We start from the raw sequence: 24,259 nt of genomic DNA on the forward strand, positions 1-24,259 counted from the left end.
AGTGCAGCGGAGCGGAGCCCCGCAGTCGCGAACGGAAGGCAAACCAAGTAATGGGAACGTTCTTCTCGGTCGAGCCGACCTACTACCTCGTCCTCGCCGCGGTGCTCTTCACCATCGGCGCAGCCGGGGTGCTGATCCGGCGCAACGCGATCGTGCTGTTCATGTGCGTGGAGCTGATGCTCAACGCCGCCAACCTGACGCTGGTCACCTTCAGCCGGATCAACGGTGACCTCAACGGCCAGATCATGGCGTTCTTCGTGATGGTGGTGGCGGCGGCCGAGGTCGTGGTCGGGCTCGCGATCATCATGTCCATCTTCCGGACGCGACGCTCGGCGAGTGTCGACGACGCCAACCTGCTCAAGTACTAGAGGGGTCCACCGGTGGAAGAGACTGTGGAATACGCCCAGGCCACGGGGCTGCTCGGGGGCGTCTGGCTGCTGGTGGCGATCCCGCTGCTCAGCGCGGCCATCCTGCTGCTGCTCGGCCGGCGGGCCGACCGCTGGGGGCACTGGTTGGGTGTTGCCGCCATCGGCGCCGCCTTCGTGCTCGGCCTGTCCTTCTTCTTCCAGCTGCGTGGCCTGGAGAACAAGTCGGTCGAGCTGAGCCTCTGGGACTTCATCGCGGTCGGTGACCTGCGCGTCGACTTCGGCCTGCTGTTCGACCCGCTGGCCGCGGTCTTCGTACTGCTGATCACCGGGGTGGGCTTCCTGATCCACCTGTACGCGGTCGAGTACATGGCGCACGACGCGGGTCGTCGGCGGTTCTTCGCGTACTTCAACCTGTTCGTCGCGGCGATGCTGCTGCTGGTGCTCGGCAACAACTACGTGATGCTCTACTTCGGCTGGGAGGGCGTCGGTCTGGCGTCGTACCTGCTGATCTCCTTCTGGACCGAGCGGCCGAGCGCGGCCACCGCCGGCAAGAAGGCGTTCCTGATGAACCGGGTCGGCGACGCCGGCCTGGCCATCGGCATCTTCATCATGTTCGCCACCCTGGGCACCACCCAGTACGACGAGGTGTTCAACGGCGTCGGCGCGCTGACCGGCACCACCGTGCTGGTCCTCGGCCTGTTGCTGCTGCTTGGTGCGGCCGGCAAGTCCGGTCAGTTCCCGCTGCAGGCGTGGTTGCCGGACGCGATGGAGGGCCCGACCCCGGTGTCGGCGCTCATCCACGCGGCCACCATGGTCACCGCGGGCGTCTACCTGATCGCCCGGTCCAACCCGATCTTCTCCGCCAACTCGACGCTCCAGCTCGTGGTGGTCAGCGTCGGCGCGCTCACGCTGCTGATCGGCTGCATCATCGGCGCGGCCAAGGACGACATCAAGCGGGTGCTCGCCTGGTCGACGGTGAGCCAGATCGGCTACATGTTCCTCGGCGTCGGCCTGGGCGGTGGCGCGTACGCGCTGGCCATCGTGCACCTGCTGGCGCACGGCTTCTTCAAGGCCAACATGTTCCTGGGCGCCGGCTCGGTGATGCACGGCATGAAGGACCAGGTCGACATCCGCCGCTTCGGTGGCCTCTCGAAGCACATGAAGATCACCTGGCTGACCTTCATGATGGGTTGGCTGGCCATCATCGGCATGTTCCCGTTCTCCGGCTTCTTCTCCAAGGAGCCGATCATCGTGGCCGCCTTCGAGCGGGAGGACTGGACCGCCTGGCTCTTCGGCGGTGCGGCGCTGCTCGGTGCCGGACTGACCGCGTTCTACATGACCCGGCTGTTCGTGCTCACGTTCCACGGGCCGCAGCGGTGGACCGAGGACATCGAGCACCCGCACGAGTCGCCGAAGCTGATGACCATCCCGCTGATCCTGCTGGCGGTCGGCTCGGTCGGTGCCGGCTTCCTGCTGTCCACGTCCGTTCCGGACTGGCTGACGGCCACCGCCGGCCTGGGCGGCGAGCACGGGGAGCACGAGGCGGTCCTCTCGCACGCCGTCATCACCACCCTGTCGCTGCTGGTCACCGTGCTCGGTGCCGGGCTCGCCTGGTTCCTGTTCCGGGCCGGGACGGCCACCGCGCCGCAGCCGGCCGGGGTGCTGGTCACCGCCGCCCGGCGCAACCTCTACACCGACGCGGTCAACGAGGCCGTCTTCGAGAAGCCGGGCATCTTCCTCACCCGGGCGCTGGTGTACCTCGACAACCGGGGCATCGACGGGCTGGTCAACGGGCTTGCCGCCGCTGTCGGCGGTGGCTCGGGTCGGCTCCGGCGGATGCAGACCGGCTTCGTCCGCTCGTACGCCACCTCGATCCTGGCCGGTGCGCTGCTGGTGATGGCGGCGTTCCTGGCGGTGCAGGCCGGGTGGTTGGCGTGATCGACCTGTTCCCGGCCGCCCCCGCCGGCGGACCACGCAGTGACGACGGAGGTAAGGCCGCATAATGTCCAACTTCCCGTTCCTCTCGGTGCTCACCGTGGCGCCGCTGGTGGGCGCCCTGGTGGTGGCCTTCCTGCCGCGCCACCGGCCGGAGCTGGCCAAGCAGGTGGCGTTCGCCTGGTCGCTGCTCGTGCTGGTGCTCTCGGTGGTGATGTGGGTCAGCTTCAACGCAGGCGGTGACCGGTTCCAGTTCCGCGAGTCATACTCGTGGATCCCGAACTGGGGCGTCAGCTTCACCTTCGCCGCCGACGGCATCGCGCTGGTGATGCTGATGCTGATCGCGGTGCTGGTGCCGTTGGTGATCCTGGCCTCCTGGCACGACGCGGAGTCGTCGAAGCGGTCGGTGCCCGTCTACTTCGCGCTGCTGCTGGTCCTCGAGTGCACGATGATCGGTGTCTTCGCGGCCGCCGACGTCTTCCTGTTCTACGTGTTCTTCGAGGTCATGCTGGTCCCGATGTACTTCCTGATCGGCAGCTACGGCGGCCACCAGCGGCAGTACGCGGCGGTGAAGTTCTTCCTCTACTCGCTGGTCGGCGGTCTGTTCATGCTGGCCGCGGTGATCGGCCTGTGGGTGGTCGGCGGAAAGACCTTCGACTGGCAGGCGCTGTCCCAGGTCGACATCAGCACCGGCACCGAGCGGTGGCTGTTCCTCGGCTTCTTCCTCGCGTTCGCCATCAAGGCGCCGTTCTTCCCGTTCCACACCTGGCTGCCCGACGCCGGTGGTGCGGCCCCGGCGGGAGCGGCGGCACTGCTGGTCGGTGTGCTGGACAAGGTCGGCACGTTCGGCATCCTGCGCTACTGCCTGCCGCTGTTCCCGGAGGCGTCGAAGTGGTTCGCGCCGTGGGCGCTGGCGCTGGGCGTGATCGGCATCGTCTACGCCGCGCTGCTGGCGGTCGGTCAGAACGACCTCAAGCGGCTGGTGTCGTACACCTCGATCGCGCACTTCGGCTTCATCGGGGTGGGCATCTTCGCCTTCACCACCCAGGCCGGCACCGGCGCGGTGCTCTACATGCTCAACCACGGGCTGGCCACCGGTCTGCTCTTCCTGGTGGTGGGCATGCTGATCAGCCGGCGTGGCTCGGCGTTGATCAGCGACTTCGGCGGTGCCGGCAAGCTGGTCCCGGTGCTCGCCGGTGTGCTCTTCTTCGCCGGTCTCGCCTCGCTCGCACTGCCCGGCACGGCGCCGTTCATCTCCGAGTTCCTGGTGCTGATCGGCACCTTCACGGTGAACAAGCCGGTGGCGATCATCGCCACGCTCGGCATCATCCTGGCCGCCGCGTACGTGCTGTGGATGGTGCAGCGCACCACCCAGGGCACGCTCAACCCGGCTCTCACCGAGGTCGACGGGATGCGCAAGGACCTCAACCTGCGCGAGAAGTTCGTGGTCGCTCCACTGATCGCGCTGATCGTGCTGCTCGGCTTCTTCCCCAAGCCGGTCACTGACGTGATCAACCCGGCCGTCCAGGCGACCATGGACGACATCGGCAGAACCGACCCGGCGCCGTCCGTGGGCGGCACCGTCCAGGAGGCGGCAAAGTGACCGAGTTGAAACTGCCGTCGATCGACTACGCGGCGATCTCCCCGATCCTGATCATGCTGGGCACGGCGTTGCTCGGCGTGCTGGTCGAGGCGCTGGTGCCTCGTCGCTGGCGGCACGTGGTGCAGTTGACGCTGGCGCTGCTCGCGGTGCTCGCGGCGCTGACCATGGTGGTCCTCAGCGCTGATGAGCGGATCATCACCGCCGGCCAGGCGCTCGCGATCGACGGGCCGACGCTGTTCCTCCAGGGCGCGATCCTGGTGCTGGCCGCGATGGCGCTGCTGCTGATCGGCGACCGCTCGGTCGAGCGGGGCGGGGCGTTCGTCGCCCAGGCCGCGGTGACCGCCGAGTCGGCCGACGACCGGCGGCAGGCCGAGGGGCGCAACGGCCTCACCGAGGTCTACCCGCTCACCACGTTCGCGATCGGCGGCATGCTGATCTTCGTGGCGGCGAACGACCTGCTGACCATGTTCATCGCGCTGGAGGTCTTCTCCCTTCCGCTCTACCTGCTCTGCGCGCTGGCCCGTCGCCGGCGTCTGCTGAGCCAGGAAGCGGCGATGAAGTACTTCCTGCTCGGCGCGTACGCCTCCGCGTTCTTCCTGTTCGGCGTGGCCCTGATCTACGGCTTCACCTCGGGCATCCCGGGCCGGACGGCCGGCGTCGACTTCGCCACCATCCACGCGGCGGTGAGCGAGTCCCCGGCCAGCAAGGTGCTGCTCTTCGCCGGCATGGCACTGCTCTCGATCGGTCTGCTCTTCAAGGCCGCGGCGGCGCCGTTCCACGTCTGGACCCCGGACGTCTACCAGGGCGCGCCGACCCCGGTCACCGGCTTCATGGCGGCCTGCACCAAGGTCGCCGCGTTCGGTGCCCTGCTGCGCGTCTTCCACGTCGCGTTCACCGACGCCTCCTGGGACTTCACCCCGGTCCTCGGCGCGGTGGCGGTGCTGACCATGCTGATCGGTGCAGTGCTCGCGGTCACCCAGACCGACATCAAGCGGCTGCTCGCGTACTCCTCGATCGCCAACGCCGGCTACCTGCTGGTCGGCGTGCTGGCACCGAGCCGCGACGGGCTCTCCGGCACGATGTTCTACCTGGTCGCGTACGGCTTCTCGGTGCTGGCCGCGTTCGCCGTGGTGACCCTGGTGCGGGACGCCGACGGGGAGGCCACCCACCTGTCCCGCTGGGCCGGGCTGGGTCGGCGGTCGCCGTTCTTCGCCGGGCTGTTCACCTTCATCCTGCTGGCCTTCGCCGGTATTCCGCTGACCAGCGGCTTCACCAGCAAGTTCGCCATCTTCGGGCCGGCCCTGGAGGGTGGTCAGGCCTGGCTGGTGATCGCCGGTGTGCTGACCAGCATGGTGCTGGCGTTCCCGTACCTGCGGGTCGTGGTGATGATGTGGCTCTCCGAGCCGGGCGAGTCCACCCCGACCGTCATGGTGCCCGGCGGGCTCACCTCCGCCGCGCTGATGATCGGCGTGCTGGCCACTCTGGTGCTGGGCATCGCCCCGGCGCCGCTGCTCGATCTCGCCACGGGAGCTGCCGAATTCGTGCGATGACCGAAGGATCGACCACCGGGGGCCGGCGCGTGTTCACGTGCCGACCCCCGGTGCGTATCCCCGACCCGGAGCAGGTCGAACGGGTGTGGCATGGTTGATGGTGTGGTGAATCCGGCGGGCGAGCGTTCAGGTGCCTCCGGCTCCGGCGGTCGGCGGGGTCGGGCGAGCACGAGTCAGTTCGGCGCGCTCGGCCTCAATCTCGCCGATCCCCGCGTCGAGGCGTCCGTGCTGGGTCTGCTGGAGACGGTCGAGGTCGAGCTGCGGGCCAGTGTGTCCAGCGCCGACCCGTTCGTCACCGAGGCCGCCCGGCACCTCCTGGAGGCCGGCGGCAAGCGTTTCCGGCCGCTGCTGGTGGCGCTCGGTGCCCAGTTCGGTGATCCCACCGGCGCGCAGGTGGTCCCGGCCGCCGTGGTGATGGAGCTCACTCACCTCGCGACCCTCTACCACGACGACGTGATGGACGAGGCCGCCGTTCGCCGGGGCGCGCCCAGCGCGAACTCCCGCTGGACCAACTCGGTCGCGATCCTGGTCGGCGACTATCTCTTCGCCCGTGCGGCGGACATCGCCGCCGACCTGGGCCCCGAGGCGGTCCGGTTGCAGGCGCGCACCTTCGCCCGGCTGGTGCACGGCCAGATCGCGGAGACGGTCGGGCCGCGCGCCGACGACGACCCGGTGACCCACTATCTCAACGTGATCGCCGACAAGACCGGCTCGCTGATCGCCACGTCGGCACGCTTCGGCGGCATGTTCGGTGGCGCACCGGCCGAGCACGTGGAGGCCCTCGCCGGATACGGCGAGACGATCGGCGTCGCCTTCCAACTCTCCGACGACCTGCTCGACATCGCCTCCGAGTCGGTGCAGTCGGGCAAGACGCCCGGCACGGACCTGCGCGAGGGCGTCCCGACCCTGCCGGTGCTCTACGCCCGCGCGGCGGACGACTCCGACGCGTCCTCGGTGCGACTGCGGGAGATCCTGGCGACCGGCCCGCTGACCGACGACGCGCTGCACGCCGAGGCGTTGGGTCTGCTGCGCGAGAGCCCCGCGCTCAAGCGCGCCCGGGAGACCGTGCGCAGTTACGCCGAGGACGCCCGTGCGCGCCTCGCCCCGCTGCCCGAGGGCCCGTCCCGGCACGCCCTCGAGTCGCTCTGCGACTACATCGCCGACCGCACCAGCTGATCGTCACCCCGGCTCGCCGCACTGGCGACGCGGGTCAACAGGCGGCCGCCGCAGAGCATGAGGACGGCCGCGAGCAGCATGGACACCGCCGAGGCGGTCCACATGGCCGGATAGCCGAGGTGGGCGGCCAGCGGGCCGAGGGTCAACGGGCCGAGGCAGCCGCCCGCGTACACCCCGGTCTGGGTGATCGAGGTGGCGGCGGCCGGTGACTGCGGGTGGAGTCTGACCACCGCGAACGTCATCAGGCCGGGCCAGGCCCAACCCAGGCCGAAGCCGAGCACCACGCCGGCCACCAGCGGCACCGGGCCGGTCAACGCGAGCAGGCCCAGCCCGGCCGCACCGACGACCAGCATCGCGGCGATGACGGCGACGTGACCGGTGACGCGGCGGTCGGCCAGCCAGCCGGCACCCACCCGCGCGGTCATGCAGATCGCACTGCCCAGCGTCAGGGTGAGGCCGGCGAGGCCCGGCGACATGCCCCGGGCCGCCGCGGAGTCCACCAGGAAGGTGCCCAGCGCGTTCGCTGCGGCCGCGGCCAACGTCGCCGCCGCACCGACCACCACCAACGCCGCAGTGGCCCGGCCAGCGCGCGTCGCGCCGGCCCGCCGCGCCCGCAGGGGCACCTGCCGGGGTACGGCGGCCAGCGTCATCGTCGCGACCACGGCCGCCGCCACGAACGCCCAGCGCCAGCCGACGGTCAGCGCGATGGTGGGCACCGCCGCCCCGGCCAGCAGTGTGGAGACCGGGATGGCGGCCTGCTTGACGCCGAACGACAGACCCTGCCGTCGGGCCGGCACGTGCTGGGCCAGCGCGGCGTTGCTGGCCAACTGGCCGAGCGCGTTCGCGGCGGCGCTGAGCGCCAGCAACCCGACCAGCACCGGGTACGAGCGCGCGAAGGCCGCTACGGCCAGCATCGACCCGGCGGCCAGCACGATGCCGCAGCGGGCCACCAGGGCCGCTCCGTACCGCTCGACGAGGCGGCCGGAGGGCACCGAGGCCAGCGCGCTGACCCCGAAGTAGACGGACACGGCCAGGCCGAGGCCGGCCGGGGAGAAGTCGAGGTCCCTGCCCATCTGCACGGCGAGACCACCGAGCAGAAAGACGGGGAGTACGCAGGCCACGGTGGTGGCCACTGCGCCGGCGCTCGCCCTGATCGGATGGGAGGGGGCGACGGTCGGGTCGGGGGTGATGGCGTTGTTGGTCATCGTCCGGCAAACCTACGTGAGACTCGCTCAGGCCACTCCTGGTGACGGTCGGGGCACAACGAGTGGATGACGATCTGGCATCCTCGACCCGAACAGGCATTTCGCACCGGGCCTGTTTTTCATATGGTGTAAGTCCCCGGCGGCGGAGGTGGTTGTGCGCGACCCCTTGGCAGAACCTTCGGACCTGATCCGCAGCGTGTCCCGAGCGCTGCGGGTGCTGGAGTCGGTCGGTCGCGCCCCGAAAGGCCTGACCGTCAAGCAGATCGCTCGACGGTGCGAGCTGACCGTGGCCACGACCTACCACCTGGTCCGCACCCTGGCCTACGAGGGCTACGTGATCCGTCGCGAGGACGGCACGTACATCGTGGGGTTGGAGGTGGCCGACCGGTACCGGGAGCTGGTGACCGCGTTCCGGGGCCCGCCAGCGGTCGGTGAGACGCTGCGGCGGGCCGCACTGGACACCGGCTACAGCCACTACCTGGGTCGCTTTGTCGGCGGTCAGGTGGCCCTTACGGCGGTCGCCGAGGGGCACCGGTCGCCCTACCTGGAGGACCTGGTCCCCGGCTTCGACGAGGGGGCGCACGCGACGGCCCTGGGCAAGTCGCTGCTCGCCACCCTCACTGTCGACCAGCGCAACCGCTACCTGCGCGAATACGGCATGCGCCCGTTCACCACGGCCACGCTGACCACCACCGAGACGTTCGAGGCCGACCTGGCCGCCGGCGACCGGCGTGGCATGCAGTTGGAGATGGGCCAGTTCCGTCAGGGGGTGGCCTGCGCGGCGGTGCTCGTCGCGCCGGACAAGGACATGGAACGCCGCGTCGTGCTGGCCTGCGCGTTGCCGGCCAGCGAAATGATGACCTCCGCCCGGGTGGTGCGCGCCAAACTGCTCACCGTGGCCCGCAGCGTCGCCGACGGCATCGCCTCCGACAACTGACGCACCCACGCATGAGAGGCCCTCTCCCAGGCTGGGAGAGGGCCTCTCGCGGCGGTCCAGCGCCGGACCGCCTGAGCAACGTCAGCTGCCCACCGGGCCGCCGTCGAGACGCGGGTGCCATGGCGGGTGCCGGTCAACAGGGGGAGCATCCGGGGGCGGTCATTCATGGGAGAAGCCTCCATGAACACCTTCGCGGGCGGCAACCGGCACGCAACCGGTCTGACCTCGGGCTGAACCGATCGGCGTGACGGCACGTATTCCCGAGCGAACGCACCGCCGGACGCCCGCCGGAAGCGAGGAGACCGCCATCAGCGACCACGACGCCCAACTGCTGCGCGCGCTGCACGACGAGCACGCGGAGGCGCTGTACGCCCATGCCCTGCGGCTGGTCGACGGGGACCGGCAGCGCGCCGAGGACCTGGTGCAGGAGACGCTGCTGCGGGCCTGGCGACATCCGGAATCCCTCGACCCGCAGCGCGGTTCGGTGCGGTCCTGGTTGTTCACCACCGCCCGCCACCTGGCCATCGACGCCTGGCGGCGGCGGTCCACCCGGGTCGGCGAGGTGTTCACCGACGATCTGCCCGAACCGCCGGGCGTGATCGACGAGGCCGAACGGGCGGTGGAGGCGTGGACCGTCGCCGAGGCGCTGAACCGGCTCAGCCCGACCCACCGCGAGGTGCTGGTCGAGTGCTTCTACCAGGGGCGGTCGGTGGCCGAGGCGGCATCCCGGCTGGGCGTGCCGCCGGGGACCGTGAAGTCCCGCACCCACTACGCGCTGCGGTCTCTACGGTTGGTGCTGGCCGAGATGGGGGTGACGGGATGACGCAGTGTGAGTTCGCGTACGACGATGGCGCGTACGTGCTGGGCGCCTTGGCCCCCGCCGAGCGGGCGGCCTACGAGCGGCATCTCTCCGGCTGCGCCTCCTGCCGGGAGGCGGTCGCCGAGATCGCCGTCCTGCCCGGGTTGCTGGGGCGTCTCGACCCGGCGGGGTTGGAGCAGATCCTTCCGCCGCCGGCCCCGCCCCGGGTGCCCGCGCTGATCGAGGAGGCCCGGCGTCGCCGCAGGAGGGAACGCTCCGCGGACCGCCGACGGTACGCGCTGACCACACTGGCCGCTGCCGGGCTGGCCCTGATGGTCGGTGTGGGCACTGCCGTGGTGCTGCCCCGACCCACCGACCCGTCCGGACCTCCCGTGGCGCAGACCAGCGCCCCGGCCACGCAGGTGTCGATGGTCGCCATGCGACCGGTGGCCACCGCCGGGCCGGTGCACGCCGACATCGGGTTGTCCGGCACCAAGTGGGGCACGGCGGTGACCATGCGGTGCGGGTACGACGCGCGGACCAGCTATGGCAAGGCGTACCCGTTCCGGCTGGTGGCGCACGGCCCGAACGGCGCCAGTGAGCAGATCGGCTCCTGGCTGGCGGCCCCCGGCGACGCCCTCCAGTTCAGCGGCGCCACCAGGTTCACCGACGCCGAGCTGGTCAGCGTGGAGCTGCAACGAGCCGACGGCACACCACTGCTCACCTACGCGGTGCCCTGACCGCCCGTCTGTGCATGGGCGGTCAGGGGGTGGGGACGGGCTCCAGGATCCGGGCCTGGGCCCGCGTGCGCCGGGAGTTGCGGACCGCGTCGGCGGTGAAGACGATCAGGGCGAGCCAGACCAGCGCGAAGCCGGCGAGGCGGGCCGGTGGCATCGGCTCGTGGAAGATCAGCACGCCGCAGCCGAGCTGGAGGATCGGTGCCAGGTACTGGATCATGCCGAGGCTGCTCAGCGGCAGCCGGTTGGCCGCCCCGGCGAACATCAGCAGCGGGATCGCCGTGGCCGCACCGGCCAGCACCAGCAGCGCGGTGTGCCCGACCGAGACGTGCCCGAACGTCGAGTCGGCTCTTGCCATCAGCCAGCCGAGATAAGCCAGCGCCGGCAGCGCCAGCACCGCCGACTCGACGAAGAGCCCTTCCGCGGGCGGCAGCCCCAGCCGCTTCTTGACCAGGCCGTAGCCGGCGAAGCTGAACGCCAGGGTCAACGCCAGCCACGGCAACCGGCCGTAGTCCACGGCGAGCACCGCGACCGCCGACGCGCCGATCCCCAGCGCCACCCACTGCGCCGGGCGTAGCCGCTCCCGCAGCACCGTCACCCCGAGCAGCACCACGACCAGCGGGTTGATGAAGTAGCCGAGCGCCGTCTCCACCACCCGGTCGGAATTGACACCGTAGATGTAGGTGCCCCAGTTGACAGCGATCAGCGCGGCGGCGGCGACCATCCCGGCCATCGCCCAGGGCCGACGCAGCAGCGCCCGCAGGAAGCCGACGTTGCGCAGAGCGGCCAGCAGCAGGGCCACGAACACCACCGACCAGACGATCCGGTGGGCCAGGATCTCCAGTGGGCCGGCCGGCCGCAACAGCTTGAGGTAGAGCGGGAAGAAACCCCAGAGCAGGTACGCGCCAAGGCCGTAGAGGTATCCCAGGCGGAGAGGCGTCACGCCTCCACCGTAAGGGGCGTACCGTCGCTTTGTTCCTTTCCGGTGACCGGGGTCACCGGGATCCGCCGGTCGAGGCTCATCCACCGCTCCGGCACGTCGAGCGGCGTGAAGCCCACCCGCGCGTACACCTGGTGTGCGTCGTTCGTGGCCAGCAGGATCCGGCGTACGCCCAGCTCGTCCAGGTGGTCGCGGGCCGCGCTGGCCAACCACCCGCCCAAACCGCGACCACGGGCGGCGCGGTCGACGTACACGTCGCAGAGCCAGGCGAAGGTGGCCCGGTCGGTGACCACCCGGGCCACCGCGACCTGGCGGCCGTCCTCAGGCCGGTAGACGCCGAACGGCAGGGAGCCGGCGAACGCCCGGTCGACGGTGGCCCGGTCACGTCCGAGTGCCCAGTACGCGTCGGTGGACAACCAGTGGTGCACCAGGCCCAGGTCGAGCAGAGCCGGGTCGGTGCTGAGCAGATAGCCGTCGTTGCGGGTCAGCGTGAACACGATGCGACGCTAACCGCCCAGGTGGGGACTCGTGCCGGCCAATTCCCGAACTCTGGTCACCGGCCTGCCCGGGCCCCGGCCGGAGCCCGGGGCGGGCCGGTGCGGTCGGCGGTCAGTCCCGGTCGAGGACGGCGCCCAGGATCCAGGTCACGATGCTCACGAAGAGGGCGCCGAGCACGGCGGCCGGCCAGAAACCGTCCACGGTGAACGGCAGCCCGGCCTGGTCGGCGATCCAGCTGGTGAGCAGGAACAGCAACCCGTTCACCACCAGCGCGATGAGACCGAGGGTCAGCAGGTAGAAGCCGCAGCCGACCGTCTTGATGAGCGGCTGGAGAACCGCGTTGACCACGCCGAAGATCACCGCCACCAGGAGCAGCGTGGTCACCGTCTCGCCAGCGGAGTTCGACTCCAGAGAGATGCCCGGAATGAGGAGTGTGGCCAGCCAGAAAGCCAGCGCTGTGCTGGCCAGCCGAATCAGCAGACCTTTCAGAAAACCCATGGCGGGGATCGTGCCACGGACCACGCACCCACGTAACCCGCCAGTTGACCACCACGGTGGATCAGCCGCGAGCCGGACGCCCGATCAGTTGCGACTCGATCGGCGTGGGGGAGAGCAGTGCCCAGCGCAGCGCCCGCCGGTTGACCACGGCCACCATGTCGTCCCGGATCCGGGTCAACCACTCGGCCGACCCACCCAGCCCCAGCGCGGTGCCGGCCAGCGCCGCCTCGGTGACGCTCAGCGGTTGCAGCAGCGCCAGGTCGACCCGGCTCAACGCGTCCACGTCCGCCGGGGTCAGCTCGTCGCGTACCACCAGAGTGGCGCGCCACGGCGGGCCCGGCTCGGCGTCGGCCGGCACCGGCCCGGCGTCGACGACCAGCAGCAACGGGCGCAGTGCGCTGCCCACCCCGTCGGCCACCGGTCGACCGGGTGGGATCAACGGGATCGTCCCGCCCGGTGCGCCCACTCCCCGGACGAACGGCTCCCAGACGCGCGGTCGGGAGGTCTGCACGACCACCAGGGCGCCGAGCGCCAGGGCGCGCAGGGCCACCAACTGGGCGGCGCGCACCCCGCCGACCAGCAGCACCCGAGTGCTCTCCGGCCGGAACAGTCGGACGGTGACCGCCCCGCCGTGCCGGTTCGTGCCGACCATCATCCCGGCATCGCCCAGAGTGAGATCCCAGTCGTCCAGTGCGGGGCGGGGCTGCGCTTCCCGGGTGGTCAGCGCCAACGGCAGCGTGGCGGCAAGCCCGCCCAGGTGTGCGCCGTCGAGCCGCCGCAGCTCCCCGCCCAGGTCGTTCACCAGGCGCTCCAGGGCCTTGGTGGCCGTGGTCAGCTCGGTCGCCGTCTGAGCGGCCAGGCGCACGGTCAGCTCGGTCGGCACCCCGGCGGCGGGGGTGATCGGTGCCGGCCCTGCGGAGATCGACACCGTCGTCGCGGTTGCCGGGAGCGCGAGCAGCCGGGGCACCAGCCGCCGTGCACCCGTTCCGTCCGGCCATCTGATCAGCCGGAAGGTGGCCTGGACCAGGGTGCCGGACCGGAGCGCCGGCCAGGACTCCCGGACCCGGTCGCCGTCGTGATGGGCCAGCTCGCCCAGGACACGCAGCGCCGCCGGCACGCCGAGCGGCCGCGCGGTCAGCGACCCGAGCCGGCGGACGATCCGGCGTACGGTGCCGGCGAGCACCCGGCGAAGGTCCTCCTCGGACCAACCGTCGACGCGCAGCACTCGCACCGCCAGCACCGCCCGTTCCCGCCCGGCGAGCCGCCCGTCGGTGAGCTGCCGGTACGACGTCCCGACGGTGCCACCCGCGGCCGGCACCGGTGCCGGTGCTCCACTGAACAGCAGTTGCACCCGCAGCGGGGGCGCGTCCGGCCCGGTCTGGGGCAGCAACGCGGACGGCGCCGGGATGGCCCGGGACGCGTCGCCGAGCAGATCGCCGGGGTCCCCGAGTTCCAGGAGCACCACCATGCCCTCGGTGTCCTCCAGCACTGCCGCAGGCCCGCCGGTCAGCTCGGTCGAGTGGACGACGGTGCCCGGAGCGACGAGGTCGAGCAGGTCGGCCGCCCCGGCCGGCGCGGTCAGCTCCCGACGACGGGTCAGATGCCCGGCGGCGGTGCCCAGCCACTCGAAGAGCCACCGGCCCCGGACCCGGAGCACGGCGACGGCCACCAGCAGCACGGCGACCAGTGCGGCGGCCGCGGTGACCGGTGCGGGTCGGCCCAGGGCGGTGAGGACGAGCGCCGCCGCAACCTGCGCGGCGACCAGTTGACCGGCCCGCACCCCTGTGCCGGTGCCCGGAGTGGGCGACGCCCAGCGGCCGAACGGCGAGCGGCGACGCGGTGCGCGCTGATCGGCCGGGCCCGGGCCGCGGCCAGCGGGTTGACCCGGCGAACCCGGCCCGATCGCCCGGGGAACGGCGCCCGGCCCCGGCCCGACCGGTGTCGCCGGGTGCGGCCCTCCGGTGGTGATCGCCGGCACCGCGCCTCCTCGACCAGTCGGGACCGCGTCGGGCGGTCGGCCGCCCTCGGACGGCCCGTCACGCGCCGCGACGCGGCTGCAGCACATCGTAAGTGACCGATGGCTGCCGTGGTTGTCCACAGGGGAGAGGCGGGGGGTAGCAGAACTGCTACGGGATCGCTACCGTCAGCCACGAAGTTCGTCGCTGACCCGTGTCTCAGTGCTCGACGACCGGGCCAAGCGAACGACGCGCCCCCAGGGCGGGCGCGTTCGAGGGCCACGCGCGATCAGAGAGACGAGGTGACATCGGGGTGTCCCAGACGCAGGCAGAAGCCGCGGTGATGCAGCAGACCGCCGCGAAGTTCGAGCAGGTGGACCAGTCGTTGCAGTCCATGCTGACCGGCCTGCTGGCCGAGCTGGAGGTGTTGCAGCAGGCCTGGCGTGGCGCAGGCGGCCGATCGTTCGAGCAGGTCAAGCAGCAGTGGTCACAGGACCAGGCGGCATTGCACCGGGCGCTGCGGGAGACCGCCGGCGCGATCCGCACCGCCGGCCGGCAGTACGACGCCTCCGACGACGAGGTGGCCAGCCGGGTAGCCGGCACCAACCGCGGCGGCATCCAGCTGCCGCTCTGATCCCGCCCCCGGAAGGAAATCCGATGGACCATGGTGTGCTGGTCGTCAACTTCGCCGCGCTTCAGCAGGCCGGCGCCGACATCCACAAGGCCCTGAACAGGCTCGACTCGCAACTCGGTCAGCTTGAGCGAGATGCCGCTCCGCTGGTGGCGAGCTGGACGGGCGAGGCCCGCGAGGCCTACGAGCAGCGGCAGGCGCGGTGGCGCTCCGCCTCTCAGGACCTCCAGGCGATGCTGCGTGACATCAAGCTGGCGGTGGGCGACTCCGCCAACGACTATCTGGACACCGAGAAGAAGAACACCGGGCTGTTCCAGTGAGCGCGGTGGGCCGGGAGCGCTGACCATGTCCAGGTCGGTGCCCCGGCCGCCGCCGCGCTGCGGCCAGGGCGGTGGGCTGACCGGGTCAGGCCTGGCCGGCCGGGCGCCAGCGTCGGCGGGCACCACGGGGCAGCACCAGGGCGAGCAGCACCACGGTGGCCGCCGTCGTGCCGACCACCGCACCGACCAGCAGGGCGCGGTCCCGCGCCGTCGCCCGTCGGGCCCGGTGGGCGAGCACCGCCGGGTCGGGCCGGTCGTCGGCGAGCGCGGTGACCGGTCGAGGGTCGCCCGCACGGCTGCCGCTGGTCTCGGTGACCGCCCGGTACGGGTTCAGCACGCCGGCGCCGTACCCGCCGCCGTGGCCCGCGCCGGGAGCTGGATCGGCGGTGGCGATGATCCGCTCCGCCACCTGGGCCGCGGTCAGCTCCGGTCGATACTGGCGCAGCAACGCGGCGGTGGCGGCCACGAAGGGTGCCGCGTAACTGGTGCCCTCGACCTGATGGTGGCCCGCGCCGGGGGCGGCGGTCAGCACCTCGCTGCCCGGGGCGACCAGGTCGACGTACGCGCCGGTCTGCGAGAACGTCGCCCGTCCACCGTCCGCCCCGATCGCCCCCACGCCGAGCACCCCGTCATAGCCGGCGGGAAACGGTTTGGGGTCACCGCTGTCGTGCAGGTTGCCGGCTGCGGCCACCAGCACCACGTCCCGGTCGACCGCGTACCGCACGGCCGAGCGGACCTCCGGGTCGTCCGCATACAGCACCACGGACAGGTTCACCACGTCGGCGTCGTGGTCGACGGCCCAGCGGATGGCCTGCGCGAACTCGCCAGCGCTGACCGTTCGCCCCGATTCCCGCCCCTGCACCACCTGCTGCTCACTCACCCGCACCGGCAGGATCCGGGCATCCGGCGCGAGACCCTGGAAGGCGACCCCTGCGCGGGGTGTCGCCGCGATGATGCTCGCCACGCCAGTGCCGTGCCCGGCGCAGTCCCGACTGCCGTCCCCGCCGGGGTCGAGCAGGTCGGTGCCGGCCAGCACGCGGTCGGCCAGTTGGGGGTGCGCCCGGTCCACCCCGGAGTCGACCACCGCGACGGTCACCCCGGCGCCGGTGGCCAGGGGCGCGAGCCGGGCGGGGTCGTACCGTTGCTGTGGCCAGGGCGCGGCCGTGACCGGCCGGGCCGGGGCGAGCGGGGTCGCACAGGCCGGTGCCGCACGGAGCCCGGCGGTGGCGGCGACGGTCGGGAGGGCCGGTACGGTCAACAGGCCGGCGGCCAGACCTGCGAGGACCGGGCGCGCGATCGATCGGGACATCGACAGCCTCCGTATCGTGTCGGCTCCGGTACGGGATGTTATCGCCTCATCCGCGCCCCGGCAGGCCGCCGACGGCCAGCCATCGTGATCTTGATACCACCTTGTAGGTTGTACGCGATACCTGTGGCCTGTTCTCGGAAGGGGAGGTGGCCGTGACCGCATGGGAGCCGGCCACGGAGGCCGAGGTGGCGATGCGCGACGCGCTGCGCGCCAATGACCAGGAGCTTTACTTCCGACTCCTGTCCCGCACCGATCTGCTGTTGCCGGTCGCCGCCCCGACGCAACCCGGCCAGCCAGCCGCCGGCTGGGGCACCTGGACCACCGGCGGCCGGACCCACGTCCTGGCCTTCACCTCCGCGGCCGCACTGCGGGCCTGCCTCGGCGATCACCCCGGCAGCAACCGTCGTGTCCCCTTCACCGACCTCGCTGTTGGCTGGCCCAACCACGAGTGGTGGCTCGCCGTCAACCCCGGTCTGCCGGTCGAGGGCTACCTGCCGGCCTGGTTCGTGGCTCAACTCTCCCGGGGCGACGTGCGCCTGCCCGGCCGCGCCATGGGTGCCCGCGCCCGCCTGGAGCGGGTCGAAACCCTCGCCCGCACCCGGACCGGTCCGCCCGGCCGGGACACCGCGCCAGCCGCTGGTCGGCCCTCCGGGGCGGGTACGTCGTCGCCCGGGTCCGAGCCGGCCCCGGCGGCCCCAGGTCGGCCTGCCCCGGTTCCGCCTACGCCGAGTCCGCTCGCCCCGAGCCCGCTCGCCGCCGTGCCGCCCGCTGCGGTCCCCTCTGCTTCGGTCTCCCCTCGGAGGCCCTCGCAGGGTGTGTCGCCTCGGGTCGCTGCCCCGGCGTCCGGGACGCCCGGCACCGCTGATGCGTCCCGCCGACCCGGCGAGGAGGACCTGCCGGCCGCCGGTCAGCGCCACCCGACCGAGCCGCCGCGACCCGGCCTGCCGGGCACCGGTGCCCTTCCCCGCTCCGCTCGGCCGTCCCGGTTCGCACCGTTGACGCCCGTCGAACGTCCCACCACCGACCAGTCGAGGTTCGGCGCGGGCTGGCCGGCGGCGGACCGGCCGGGCGACGACGGCCTGACCGGGGGCAACGGCAACGGCGGTCCCCAGGCCGCTCGACGTTCCTTCTTCGAACCGACCCCCGTCCGGGACCGGGCAGCCGACCCGAACGCGAGTGGGGGCCGCCCCGGTGACCGGGCAGCACCACCGACGCGCTTCGGGCTCGGCAGCCAGCCGTTCCCACGCCGCCGTCCGGCCGACGGGCCCGCCGACGAGACCGCGACCCGCGCCTTCCCGATGGCGGATCCGGACGCCACCCGGCCACTTCGGCAGCCGGCGGGCGACCTCGGCACGTCCCGAGGGGTACGCGCACCGGCACCCGGTGAGGAAGTCACCCAGCCGCTGCCTTCCCGCCGGCCCGACCCGGCGGCGGAGGAAGTCACCCGCGCCTTCCGGACGACCGGTGAGTCCCCGCCGACCCGGTCGTCGGCGCGGCCGAGCCCTCCGGCGGACGAGACCCAGGCGATCCCACGCGACCTGCCGAACCGGTTCGCCCCGGTGGAGGAGGTGTCGGCCGCGGAACCGGTCTCCGGTCCGCCCGCACCACGCCGCGGCTTCACGCCCATCGTCATCGAGGGCACCATCATCGAGTCCCGCGACCTCACCGACCCGGTCGAGACCAGCGGCCCGGCCGACCCTCCCCGAGGCCCCCGCCCCGCCGAGACCGCCCCGCCACCCTTCGGCACGACGCACGCCGGGCCGGGTCTGTTCGAGCCGTCGTCGGCCGGTCCCCGCCCGTCCGGTCCGGCGTCGTTCGTCCCCGTGCAGCCCGCCACGAGCCCGTCCACCCAGCGCCCCGCAGGTCCGGCGGAGGCCGGCGACGTGGGCGGTGTCCACGCCGACGCCCGCGCCGGCGACGTGGGCGGTGTCCACACCGACGTCCGCGCCGGCGACCCGGTCGGTGTCGACCGCGCCGACACCGACAGCCCGTCGGTCGGCGTGACCAGCGCGGATCCGACCAGCGAGAGCGCCACCACCAGGGACGGCGACGGGCAGCGTCCGCCGGCCGACGAACCGGCGGTGGTCGAGTTCGATCCGGCCAACACGGTCGAGGAGGACCTGCTCGGCGCCGCCGGCTCCGGCAGCACCGACACGTTCCTGTCCACCCTGCTGCTGGCCCGGGTCCTACTGCCGGCCGCACCCGAATCGCTGCGGGGAAGCCGCCCCGGCGATGCGGGCTTCGTCTGGCGTACGGCACAACTCGACGGCGAGACGTACGTGGTGGTCTACACGTCGCCGGAGCGCCTCGCCGACCACTTCGAGGGCGACGTCGACACGGTCCGGGTGAAGTTCGCCCAACTGATCCGGCGCTGGCCGGACGAAGACTGGTCGTTCGCCGTCAACCCGGGCACCCCGGTCGGCGCCAAGCTGCCCGGGGAGCAGATCATCGCGTTGGCCAACTGGGCTGCCGAGGTGGGGCTCGGTGACGACCTGGAGGTTGACCAGGAGGAAGCGCCGGCCGTGGCGGAGCCCGCCGCCCGCCCCCGGTACGCTCCGGCGGCCGTCGACCCGACCCGACCGACGGTCATGCAGAAGGCGATCGCGCCCAGCCAGCTCGCCTACTACCTGGATCGTGGCTACGACCGGGTCTCCGGCTTCGTGCACCGTGCCGGTGAGCTGGCGCACCTGACCACGCCGGCTCAGGTGCACGACGCGCTCGGCCTCAGCTACCCCGGATCCCCGTTCTCCCGGGACGCCGAGGAGATCTACGTGCTGCGCTGGCCGGCGCACCGGCCGAGCCTCTACCGGATTCCGTACGGCGGTCAGAACGAGGCGGCGATGCGGGCCATGGAGGGCTGGGTCATCGAGCGCCCGCCGTTCCGGGGCAACGGCTTCGCCCCGGGTGAGAGCAGCGACGTGGTGGCCGAGTTCAAGGTGGACAGCGCGCGCCTCCCGCACGGCGCGCAGCTGTGGCGGGTCGCTGCGGACGGCACCGAGTGGGTCATCGCGGAGCTCGACACCGACGCGGTGGTCTGGCGACGGGTCGGGGAGGCGTGATGCGCGACGGTTACGTTGCCCGTTGGCAGGGTCGGGAATACCAGGCCAGCCCGGACGGCGACAACATCCGCCTCTATCAGCCCGAGCCGGGCGAGGGCTTCGAGGAGGTCCGCGCGGGCCGGTATGTCCGGGTGCTGCCGGCGAGCGAGATCGAGGATCTGGCGTACGTGCGCACCACCTGCACGTGGCAAGGGCAGCCGTTCATCGTGCTCGGCGAGCACGACGCCTGGCTGCGGGTCGAATACACCGGTGGCCGCTGGCCGGTGGCGGAGGCGATGCGGCTGGAGGTCTTCGACTTCGGCGTCTACCAGGGCTGGGCGCCGGCCGCCGAGGTCACCGACCTGCGGGAGCAGCGGGTCTGACCGGTCAGGTCTTGGCCCAGCGCAGGATTTCGCCGAGCACCAGCTCCGGTGCCTCCAGGTGCGGGAAGTGCCCCACCCCGTCGAGCAGCCGCCACTCGTACGGGGCGACGACGTAGCGGCCGGAGCCCAGGGCGGTGCGCGGCAGGGAGGCGACGTCCAGCGCGCCGTGCAGTTGCAGGGTCGGAGTGGACAGCGGCTTCTGCATGAGGCGGACGAACCGGTAGCCGTGCAGCCGCAGCAGCGAGCGGAACGCCCAGCGGTACCCCTCCAGGGCACAGAACGCGGCCTGCGGGATGCACATCGCCTCCCGACACCGCTCGGCGTACGCCTCGAACTCCGACCCGGCCACCCAGCGCGGCCCGCCCCAGCGGTGCAGGATCTCCCCGATGGCCGCCGCGCCGTCCCGGGTCAGCACGTGCTCGTAGCGGGGTAGCTGGAACTTCAGCGCCAGGGTGGAGGCGGCGAACTGCCCGCGCGGGTCGGCGAAGGTGGCGGTGCGCAGCCGCAGCGGGTGCGGCGCCCCCAGCACCACGAGCCGGCGGACCAGGGACGGGTGGAACGAGGCCACCGTCCAGGCCACCATGCCGCCGAGGCCGCTGCCGACGATCGTCGTCGACCGTTCACCGAGCGCGCGGATCAACCCGGCGATGTCGGCGGCGAGGGTGTAACCGTCGTACCCCCGGGGTGGTTTGTCGCTGGCGCCGTAACCGCGCAGGTCGACGGCGACCGCCCGGAAGCCGGCGTCGGCGATCGCCGGGAGCATCTGGTGCCACGCCCACCAGTGCTCCGGAAAGCCGTGCAGGAAGAGCACCATCGGGCCGGTGCCGGCCTCGACCACATGGAAACGGCTGCCGTTGGCGCCGACGAAGCGGTGCGTCCACGGCCCCTCGGTGAGGACACAGGACTCGTCGACGGCTCCGCCGCGCTGGTCGGTCATGGCAGACAGCCTAGGACCCGGTTGCCGCTGACGACCCCGGTGGTCGTATTGAACAGGGAGAAGCCCGGGTTGTCCCCTACCGGCGGTAGGTGCCGGGTCGCCGTGTCACGGCGTGACGATGCTGACGCGGATGCCCGGGCCGCAGTCGATGTCGGACGACCGGGAGACGATGCGGAGGGTGACGAAGCTGCCCTCGGTCAGGTTGCCGTAACCCGGGCCGTGCAGGGCGTACGCGCGGCCGTCCTCGGCGACGAGGCTGTAGCAGGGACCGGCGCCGCCCCGGGTGATGTGGCCCGTGATCAGGCCGTTGTCCCGTAGATCGGTCGGCGGTGTCGGCTTTGGTGGCTTTGGCGGAATGCCGATGGGCGGCCGGAGTGTGCGCGACAGCGGCGGTGTGAAGGCCGGTAAGGGCGTCGCTGCGGGCTGGGCGGGCCTGAATGCGCGCGAGGTGGGCGCGTCCGGCGTCGGGACGTCGGAGGCCGAGGGAGCAGCCAGGGGGCCGGCACCCTCCGGGTCGGCGCACGCGGTCAGGGGCAGCAGGAGGAGCGCGGCGAGGAGGGTCACGCGTGAGGCGAGGTGCACGGTGATGGGACGTTCCAGCAGGTCGCCGGGTTCCACCTCACGGTGGGACAAAGGGCGGCGCCCGGGCAGATGATCCGCCCGGGCGCCGCTGGGTGTTGCTGAATCAGTGGTCAGCTGATCCGGATCTTCATCGAGGTGCCGTTCTGCTCCTTGACCTCGATCTTGACACCGGCTGCCGGGAGCTTGACGCCGTGGTTCGGCAGCTCCTCGTAGAAGTACTTCTTGGTGTCGTTGAACACGGGCTCAGCGGCCTGACCGCGGATGTACTGCGGCTGGCTGTTGAGGTGCAGCGTGAACGAGTCAGCCTTCTTGAGGCTGAACGGTGCGTCGTACACCTGGACCCGGGCGCGCCACGGAGCACCGGTCAGGTTGTAGATCGGGCGCGGGTGCGCGTCGATGTACAGGTTGCGACCCTCGCCCGGGTGACCACCCGGGTTGGTGGGCGAAACCGGAGCGGTGTTGTTGTCGGAGAACCGCGTGTTCCAGTACGAGATGAGCAGACCCTCCTGGTACGCGTAGTGGTCCACCCAGTCCGGGCGGGTGTTCGCGTAGCCGAAGAAGTACGGGCCCGTCTTCAGGTACTTGTCGTACGAGACGTACGACCGGTTGCCGGCGATGTAGTAGTTGTCGAACAGCCGGGTGTAGGTCGCCCCGACCACCTCGAACTTCTCCAGTGCCCAACCCGCGTCGGTCTCGGCACCGTCGCTGAGCACGGTCTGACCGTCGGCGGTCACGGTGATCGCGTCACCGAAGAAGCCGCCCTCGGAGACACCACCGTCGGTGACGTAGTGCAGGCGAACCTGAGCGACCTTCCCGGCGACCGAGGTCAGCGGGATGTTGATGTCAGCCCAGGCACCGTTGCTGCTGCCGGCGAGGGCCGGGCGACCCGCACCGTCGACGCCGATCGGCTTGCCGCCGACAGTGCCGTCCAGGTCGGTCCAGGTCTGACCGCCATCGGTCGACGCCTCGAAGTAGAGGTAGTCGTAGCCGGCCTCGATGCTGTACTTGCCCTTGAGCGACATCGCCGCCGCGGACTTGCCGGTGAGGTCGAACGTCCTCGTCATCTTGCTGTCGAGGTCGTCCTCGTTACCGGAGAAGTACTGCTTGGCGCCCTCGAACGGCGCGCCGTAGTTGAACGTGTATTCCCGCTGGGGAAGCACCACCACGGCGGCCTGTGCCTTCTCCGAGTTGTACTCCTGCGGGCCGAGGTCCAGCGTGCGCTTCTGCCCCGCCACGACCACCTCGTAGTCGAGCCAGCCGAGCTGGAGCTTGTTCCACGCGCCGAGGTCGCCGCCACGGTCACCGATGGCCGGGTCGTTCTTCGCACCGAGCCGGCTCTGGGCCATCAGGGTCCAGTGCTCGTTGCTGTTGTCCGCCGGTCCGTAGTCGTCCGGCAGGCCCAGGTCGTGGCCGTACTCGTGGTAGAAGACGCTACGGCCGCCGTTTTCCGGCTGGATCGTGTAGTCGCGGATCCAGACGCCGGTGTTGCCGATCTGGGTGCCACCGATCGGGAAGTTCGGCGGGCCCACGGGCGAGCTGTTGAACGCCGACCAACGGTGGCTCCAGATGGCGTCCTCACCCTGCTGCGGGTCACCGTCGGCCTGGTCGCCGCCGGAGTGGACGATCTGGAAGTGGTCGATGTAGCCGTCCGACTCGTTGAAGTCGCCGTCACCGTCGAAGTCGAAGCGGTCCCACTGGTCGAAGGACTTCATCTCCTCGGCGATCTGCGCGTCCGTCCGGCCCTTGGCCTTCTGGTCGGCGACCCACTGGTTCGCGGCGTCGCGGATCAGGGCCCAGGTGTTCGAGCAGACGTTGTCGCCGCAGACGGCGGGGTCGTTGGCCGGGTTTTCAACGTCGTCGTCCGCGATCGGGTCGTCGGAACGACCGTAGCGGGCCTCGTTGTACCGGACCTTGACCCAGTCGGTCACCTCACCCTCGACGGTGTAGCGACCCGAGGACTGAGCCTCGTAGTACTGCTTGAGCGACTCGTCGCCCGGGTTGGTGCCGAAGTAGACCTGGCGGAAGTGCTCCGGGCTGAAGTCCGGCTGCCAGATGGTGGAGTTGTCGACCGCCCGGTTCGGCTCCGGGATCTTGTTGTGCAGCGGACCCTCGAACGTCGCCGGGCCGGCGATGTTCGGGTTCATGTCCTTGTCCGGGTAGGACGGGTGCCGCTCGTCACCGAACTCGGCCAGGATCACGAAGATCTTGTCGGTCCGCTCCCGCTGGAGCTCGACGTACTGATCCTGGGTCGGCTGGGCGGCGGCTGCGGAGCGGGCGTTGGCGTTGGTGGCCGTCTTGCCAACCTGACCGACCTTGACGACAGTGCTGCCGTTGCGCTGAATTGGCTTGCTGCGACCGCTCAGCACGTCGCTGAGCCCCTGCTCACGCAGTGCGCGGCGCTTCTCCTCGAGCTTGTCGGGGAGTTCATCCTTCAGCGCCTGTGGTTCGGCAGCGGCCGGTGCTGCGGCCGGCAGTTTGGGCTGAGGCGCCGCCGAGGCGGACGGGCCGAAAGCCAGGCCTGTCGCCGTCAGTGAGAGCCCGAGCAGACCCACTGCGACTTTGCGCACGTGGTACCTCCGGTGTGAGGGAACCGGCCATACGGGGGTACGGGCCGGTGGGAGATCCCACTAGTGGGACCAATGGTGAACATAGACACTGCTGCGACGGGTGGGAAGATGCACGCGTCGATTTGTTGCAAGATTTTGTTGGGAATGCTTTTCACCGTCACATACCCGGGCTTCATCAGCCACGCTGACCAGCAAGGACGGCGCGGTCCCAAATATAACGACTCATTTCGATCAACATGATCGATGTACGGCAGTGGGGCCGGCGGCGTCTCCGCCACCGGCCCCACTGTC

General features: G+C 71.4%; 21 protein-coding genes. 12 read left to right on the forward strand and 9 right to left on the reverse strand.

All coding sequences use genetic code 11. From position 1 onward, the window contains the following. Positions 1-50: 50 nt before the first annotated feature. From nuoK to FBZ33_RS00475, 5 genes are all read left to right on the forward strand, one after another. Positions 51-368: an NADH-quinone oxidoreductase subunit NuoK gene (gene nuoK / locus FBZ33_RS00455; protein ID WP_088951135.1), complete on the forward strand. Its 318-nt coding sequence runs from the start codon at positions 51-53 to the stop codon at positions 366-368. Between the two features lie 12 nt (positions 369-380). Further along, positions 381-2,306 carry an NADH-quinone oxidoreductase subunit L gene (nuoL, locus tag FBZ33_RS00460; protein ID WP_088951136.1) on the forward strand — a complete coding sequence of 642 codons (1,926 nt, stop codon included), beginning with the start codon at positions 381-383 and terminating at the stop codon, positions 2,304-2,306. A 64-nt stretch (positions 2,307-2,370) separates the two neighbouring features. Then, the gene (locus FBZ33_RS00465) at positions 2,371-3,906 is read left to right on the forward strand and encodes an NADH-quinone oxidoreductase subunit M (RefSeq protein WP_141907607.1); all 1,536 of its coding nucleotides are present in this window, start codon (positions 2,371-2,373) and stop codon (positions 3,904-3,906) included. Further along, positions 3,903-5,456: an NADH-quinone oxidoreductase subunit NuoN gene (nuoN, locus tag FBZ33_RS00470; protein ID WP_088951138.1), complete on the forward strand. Its 1,554-nt coding sequence runs from the start codon at positions 3,903-3,905 to the stop codon at positions 5,454-5,456. Before FBZ33_RS00465 ends, nuoN begins: the two co-directional genes overlap by 4 nt. 90 nt (positions 5,457-5,546) lie before the next feature. After that, the gene (locus FBZ33_RS00475; RefSeq protein ID WP_141907608.1) at positions 5,547-6,632 is read left to right on the forward strand and encodes a polyprenyl synthetase family protein; all 1,086 of its coding nucleotides are present in this window, start codon (positions 5,547-5,549) and stop codon (positions 6,630-6,632) included. On the opposite strand, the gene FBZ33_RS00480 is transcribed toward FBZ33_RS00475, so the two are convergent. Continuing rightward, on the reverse strand, positions 6,608-7,837 hold the full coding sequence (locus tag FBZ33_RS00480; protein ID WP_141907609.1) for an MFS transporter: 1,230 nt from the start codon (positions 7,835-7,837) through the stop codon (positions 6,608-6,610). The two genes, FBZ33_RS00475 and FBZ33_RS00480, sit on opposite strands and share 25 nt — an antisense overlap. Positions 7,838-7,991: 154 nt before the next feature. Here FBZ33_RS00480 and FBZ33_RS00485 point away from each other — a divergent pair, with 154 nt between their 5' ends. The 3 genes from FBZ33_RS00485 to FBZ33_RS00495 all read left to right on the forward strand — a co-directional run bounded on the left by FBZ33_RS00485 (position 7,992) and on the right by FBZ33_RS00495 (position 10,313). Next, the gene (locus FBZ33_RS00485; protein WP_088951141.1) at positions 7,992-8,774 is read left to right on the forward strand and encodes an IclR family transcriptional regulator; all 783 of its coding nucleotides are present in this window, start codon (positions 7,992-7,994) and stop codon (positions 8,772-8,774) included. A 307-nt stretch (positions 8,775-9,081) separates the two neighbouring features. After that, on the forward strand, positions 9,082-9,597 hold the full coding sequence (locus tag FBZ33_RS00490) for a sigma-70 family RNA polymerase sigma factor (RefSeq protein ID WP_141912302.1): 516 nt from the start codon (positions 9,082-9,084) through the stop codon (positions 9,595-9,597). Then, positions 9,594-10,313 carry an anti-sigma factor gene (locus tag FBZ33_RS00495; protein ID WP_141907610.1) on the forward strand — a complete coding sequence of 240 codons (720 nt, stop codon included), beginning with the start codon at positions 9,594-9,596 and terminating at the stop codon, positions 10,311-10,313. Before FBZ33_RS00490 ends, FBZ33_RS00495 begins: the two co-directional genes overlap by 4 nt. Positions 10,314-10,335: 22 nt before the next feature. Here FBZ33_RS00495 and rarD read toward each other — a convergent pair whose 3' ends face one another. The 4 genes from rarD to eccE all read right to left on the reverse strand — a co-directional run bounded on the left by rarD (position 10,336) and on the right by eccE (position 14,311). Then, the gene (gene rarD / locus FBZ33_RS00500; RefSeq protein WP_141907611.1) at positions 10,336-11,253 is read right to left on the reverse strand and encodes an EamA family transporter RarD; all 918 of its coding nucleotides are present in this window, start codon (positions 11,251-11,253) and stop codon (positions 10,336-10,338) included. Then, positions 11,250-11,747: a GNAT family N-acetyltransferase gene (locus FBZ33_RS00505; RefSeq protein WP_141907612.1), complete on the reverse strand. Its 498-nt coding sequence runs from the start codon at positions 11,745-11,747 to the stop codon at positions 11,250-11,252. The genes rarD and FBZ33_RS00505 overlap by 4 nt, the downstream gene beginning before the upstream one ends. A gap of 112 nt (positions 11,748-11,859) precedes the next feature. Beyond that, complete coding sequence (locus tag FBZ33_RS00510) at positions 11,860-12,246, reverse strand: phage holin family protein (protein ID WP_088951145.1); 387 nt, start codon at positions 12,244-12,246, stop codon at positions 11,860-11,862. Between the two features lie 61 nt (positions 12,247-12,307). Next, a complete protein-coding gene (gene eccE / locus FBZ33_RS00515; RefSeq protein ID WP_141907613.1) occupies positions 12,308-14,311 on the reverse strand; it encodes a type VII secretion protein EccE in 2,004 nt (667 codons plus the stop codon). Positions 14,312-14,514: 203 nt separating this feature from the next. Between eccE and FBZ33_RS00520 the strand changes: the two genes are divergently transcribed. Both FBZ33_RS00520 and FBZ33_RS00525 read left to right on the forward strand, forming a co-directional pair. Then, positions 14,515-14,835 carry a WXG100 family type VII secretion target gene (locus tag FBZ33_RS00520; RefSeq protein WP_088951147.1) on the forward strand — a complete coding sequence of 107 codons (321 nt, stop codon included), beginning with the start codon at positions 14,515-14,517 and terminating at the stop codon, positions 14,833-14,835. A 23-nt stretch (positions 14,836-14,858) separates the two neighbouring features. Continuing rightward, complete coding sequence (locus FBZ33_RS00525; RefSeq protein ID WP_088951148.1) at positions 14,859-15,152, forward strand: WXG100 family type VII secretion target; 294 nt, start codon at positions 14,859-14,861, stop codon at positions 15,150-15,152. Positions 15,153-15,237: 85 nt separating this feature from the next. Here FBZ33_RS00525 and mycP read toward each other — a convergent pair whose 3' ends face one another. Then, positions 15,238-16,461: a type VII secretion-associated serine protease mycosin gene (gene mycP, locus FBZ33_RS00530; RefSeq protein ID WP_141907614.1), complete on the reverse strand. Its 1,224-nt coding sequence runs from the start codon at positions 16,459-16,461 to the stop codon at positions 15,238-15,240. 152 nt (positions 16,462-16,613) lie between these two features. Here mycP and FBZ33_RS00535 point away from each other — a divergent pair, with 152 nt between their 5' ends. Both FBZ33_RS00535 and FBZ33_RS00540 read left to right on the forward strand, forming a co-directional pair. Next, positions 16,614-19,520: an SseB family protein gene (locus FBZ33_RS00535; RefSeq protein ID WP_141907615.1), complete on the forward strand. Its 2,907-nt coding sequence runs from the start codon at positions 16,614-16,616 to the stop codon at positions 19,518-19,520. Beyond that, on the forward strand, positions 19,517-19,882 hold the full coding sequence (locus FBZ33_RS00540) for a hypothetical protein (protein ID WP_088951150.1): 366 nt from the start codon (positions 19,517-19,519) through the stop codon (positions 19,880-19,882). Before FBZ33_RS00535 ends, FBZ33_RS00540 begins: the two co-directional genes overlap by 4 nt. 4 nt (positions 19,883-19,886) lie before the next feature. Here FBZ33_RS00540 and FBZ33_RS00545 read toward each other — a convergent pair whose 3' ends face one another. The 3 genes from FBZ33_RS00545 to FBZ33_RS00555 form a co-directional block, all read right to left on the reverse strand. Continuing rightward, positions 19,887-20,819, reverse strand: coding sequence for an alpha/beta fold hydrolase (locus tag FBZ33_RS00545; protein ID WP_088951151.1), 933 nt, complete (start codon positions 20,817-20,819; stop codon positions 19,887-19,889). Positions 20,820-20,924: 105 nt separating this feature from the next. Continuing rightward, positions 20,925-21,437 (reverse strand): hypothetical protein, encoded by a 513-nt coding sequence (locus FBZ33_RS00550; protein WP_255508671.1) that lies wholly within the window; start codon positions 21,435-21,437, stop codon positions 20,925-20,927. Positions 21,438-21,511: 74 nt separating this feature from the next. Then, complete coding sequence (locus FBZ33_RS00555; protein WP_141912306.1) at positions 21,512-23,953, reverse strand: immune inhibitor A domain-containing protein; 2,442 nt, start codon at positions 23,951-23,953, stop codon at positions 21,512-21,514. Positions 23,954-24,259 lie beyond the last annotated feature (306 nt).

It is taken from the genome of Micromonospora sp. A202 (assembly GCF_006715105.1).
Classification (GTDB): Bacteria; Actinomycetota; Actinomycetes; order Mycobacteriales; family Micromonosporaceae; genus Micromonospora; species Micromonospora zamorensis.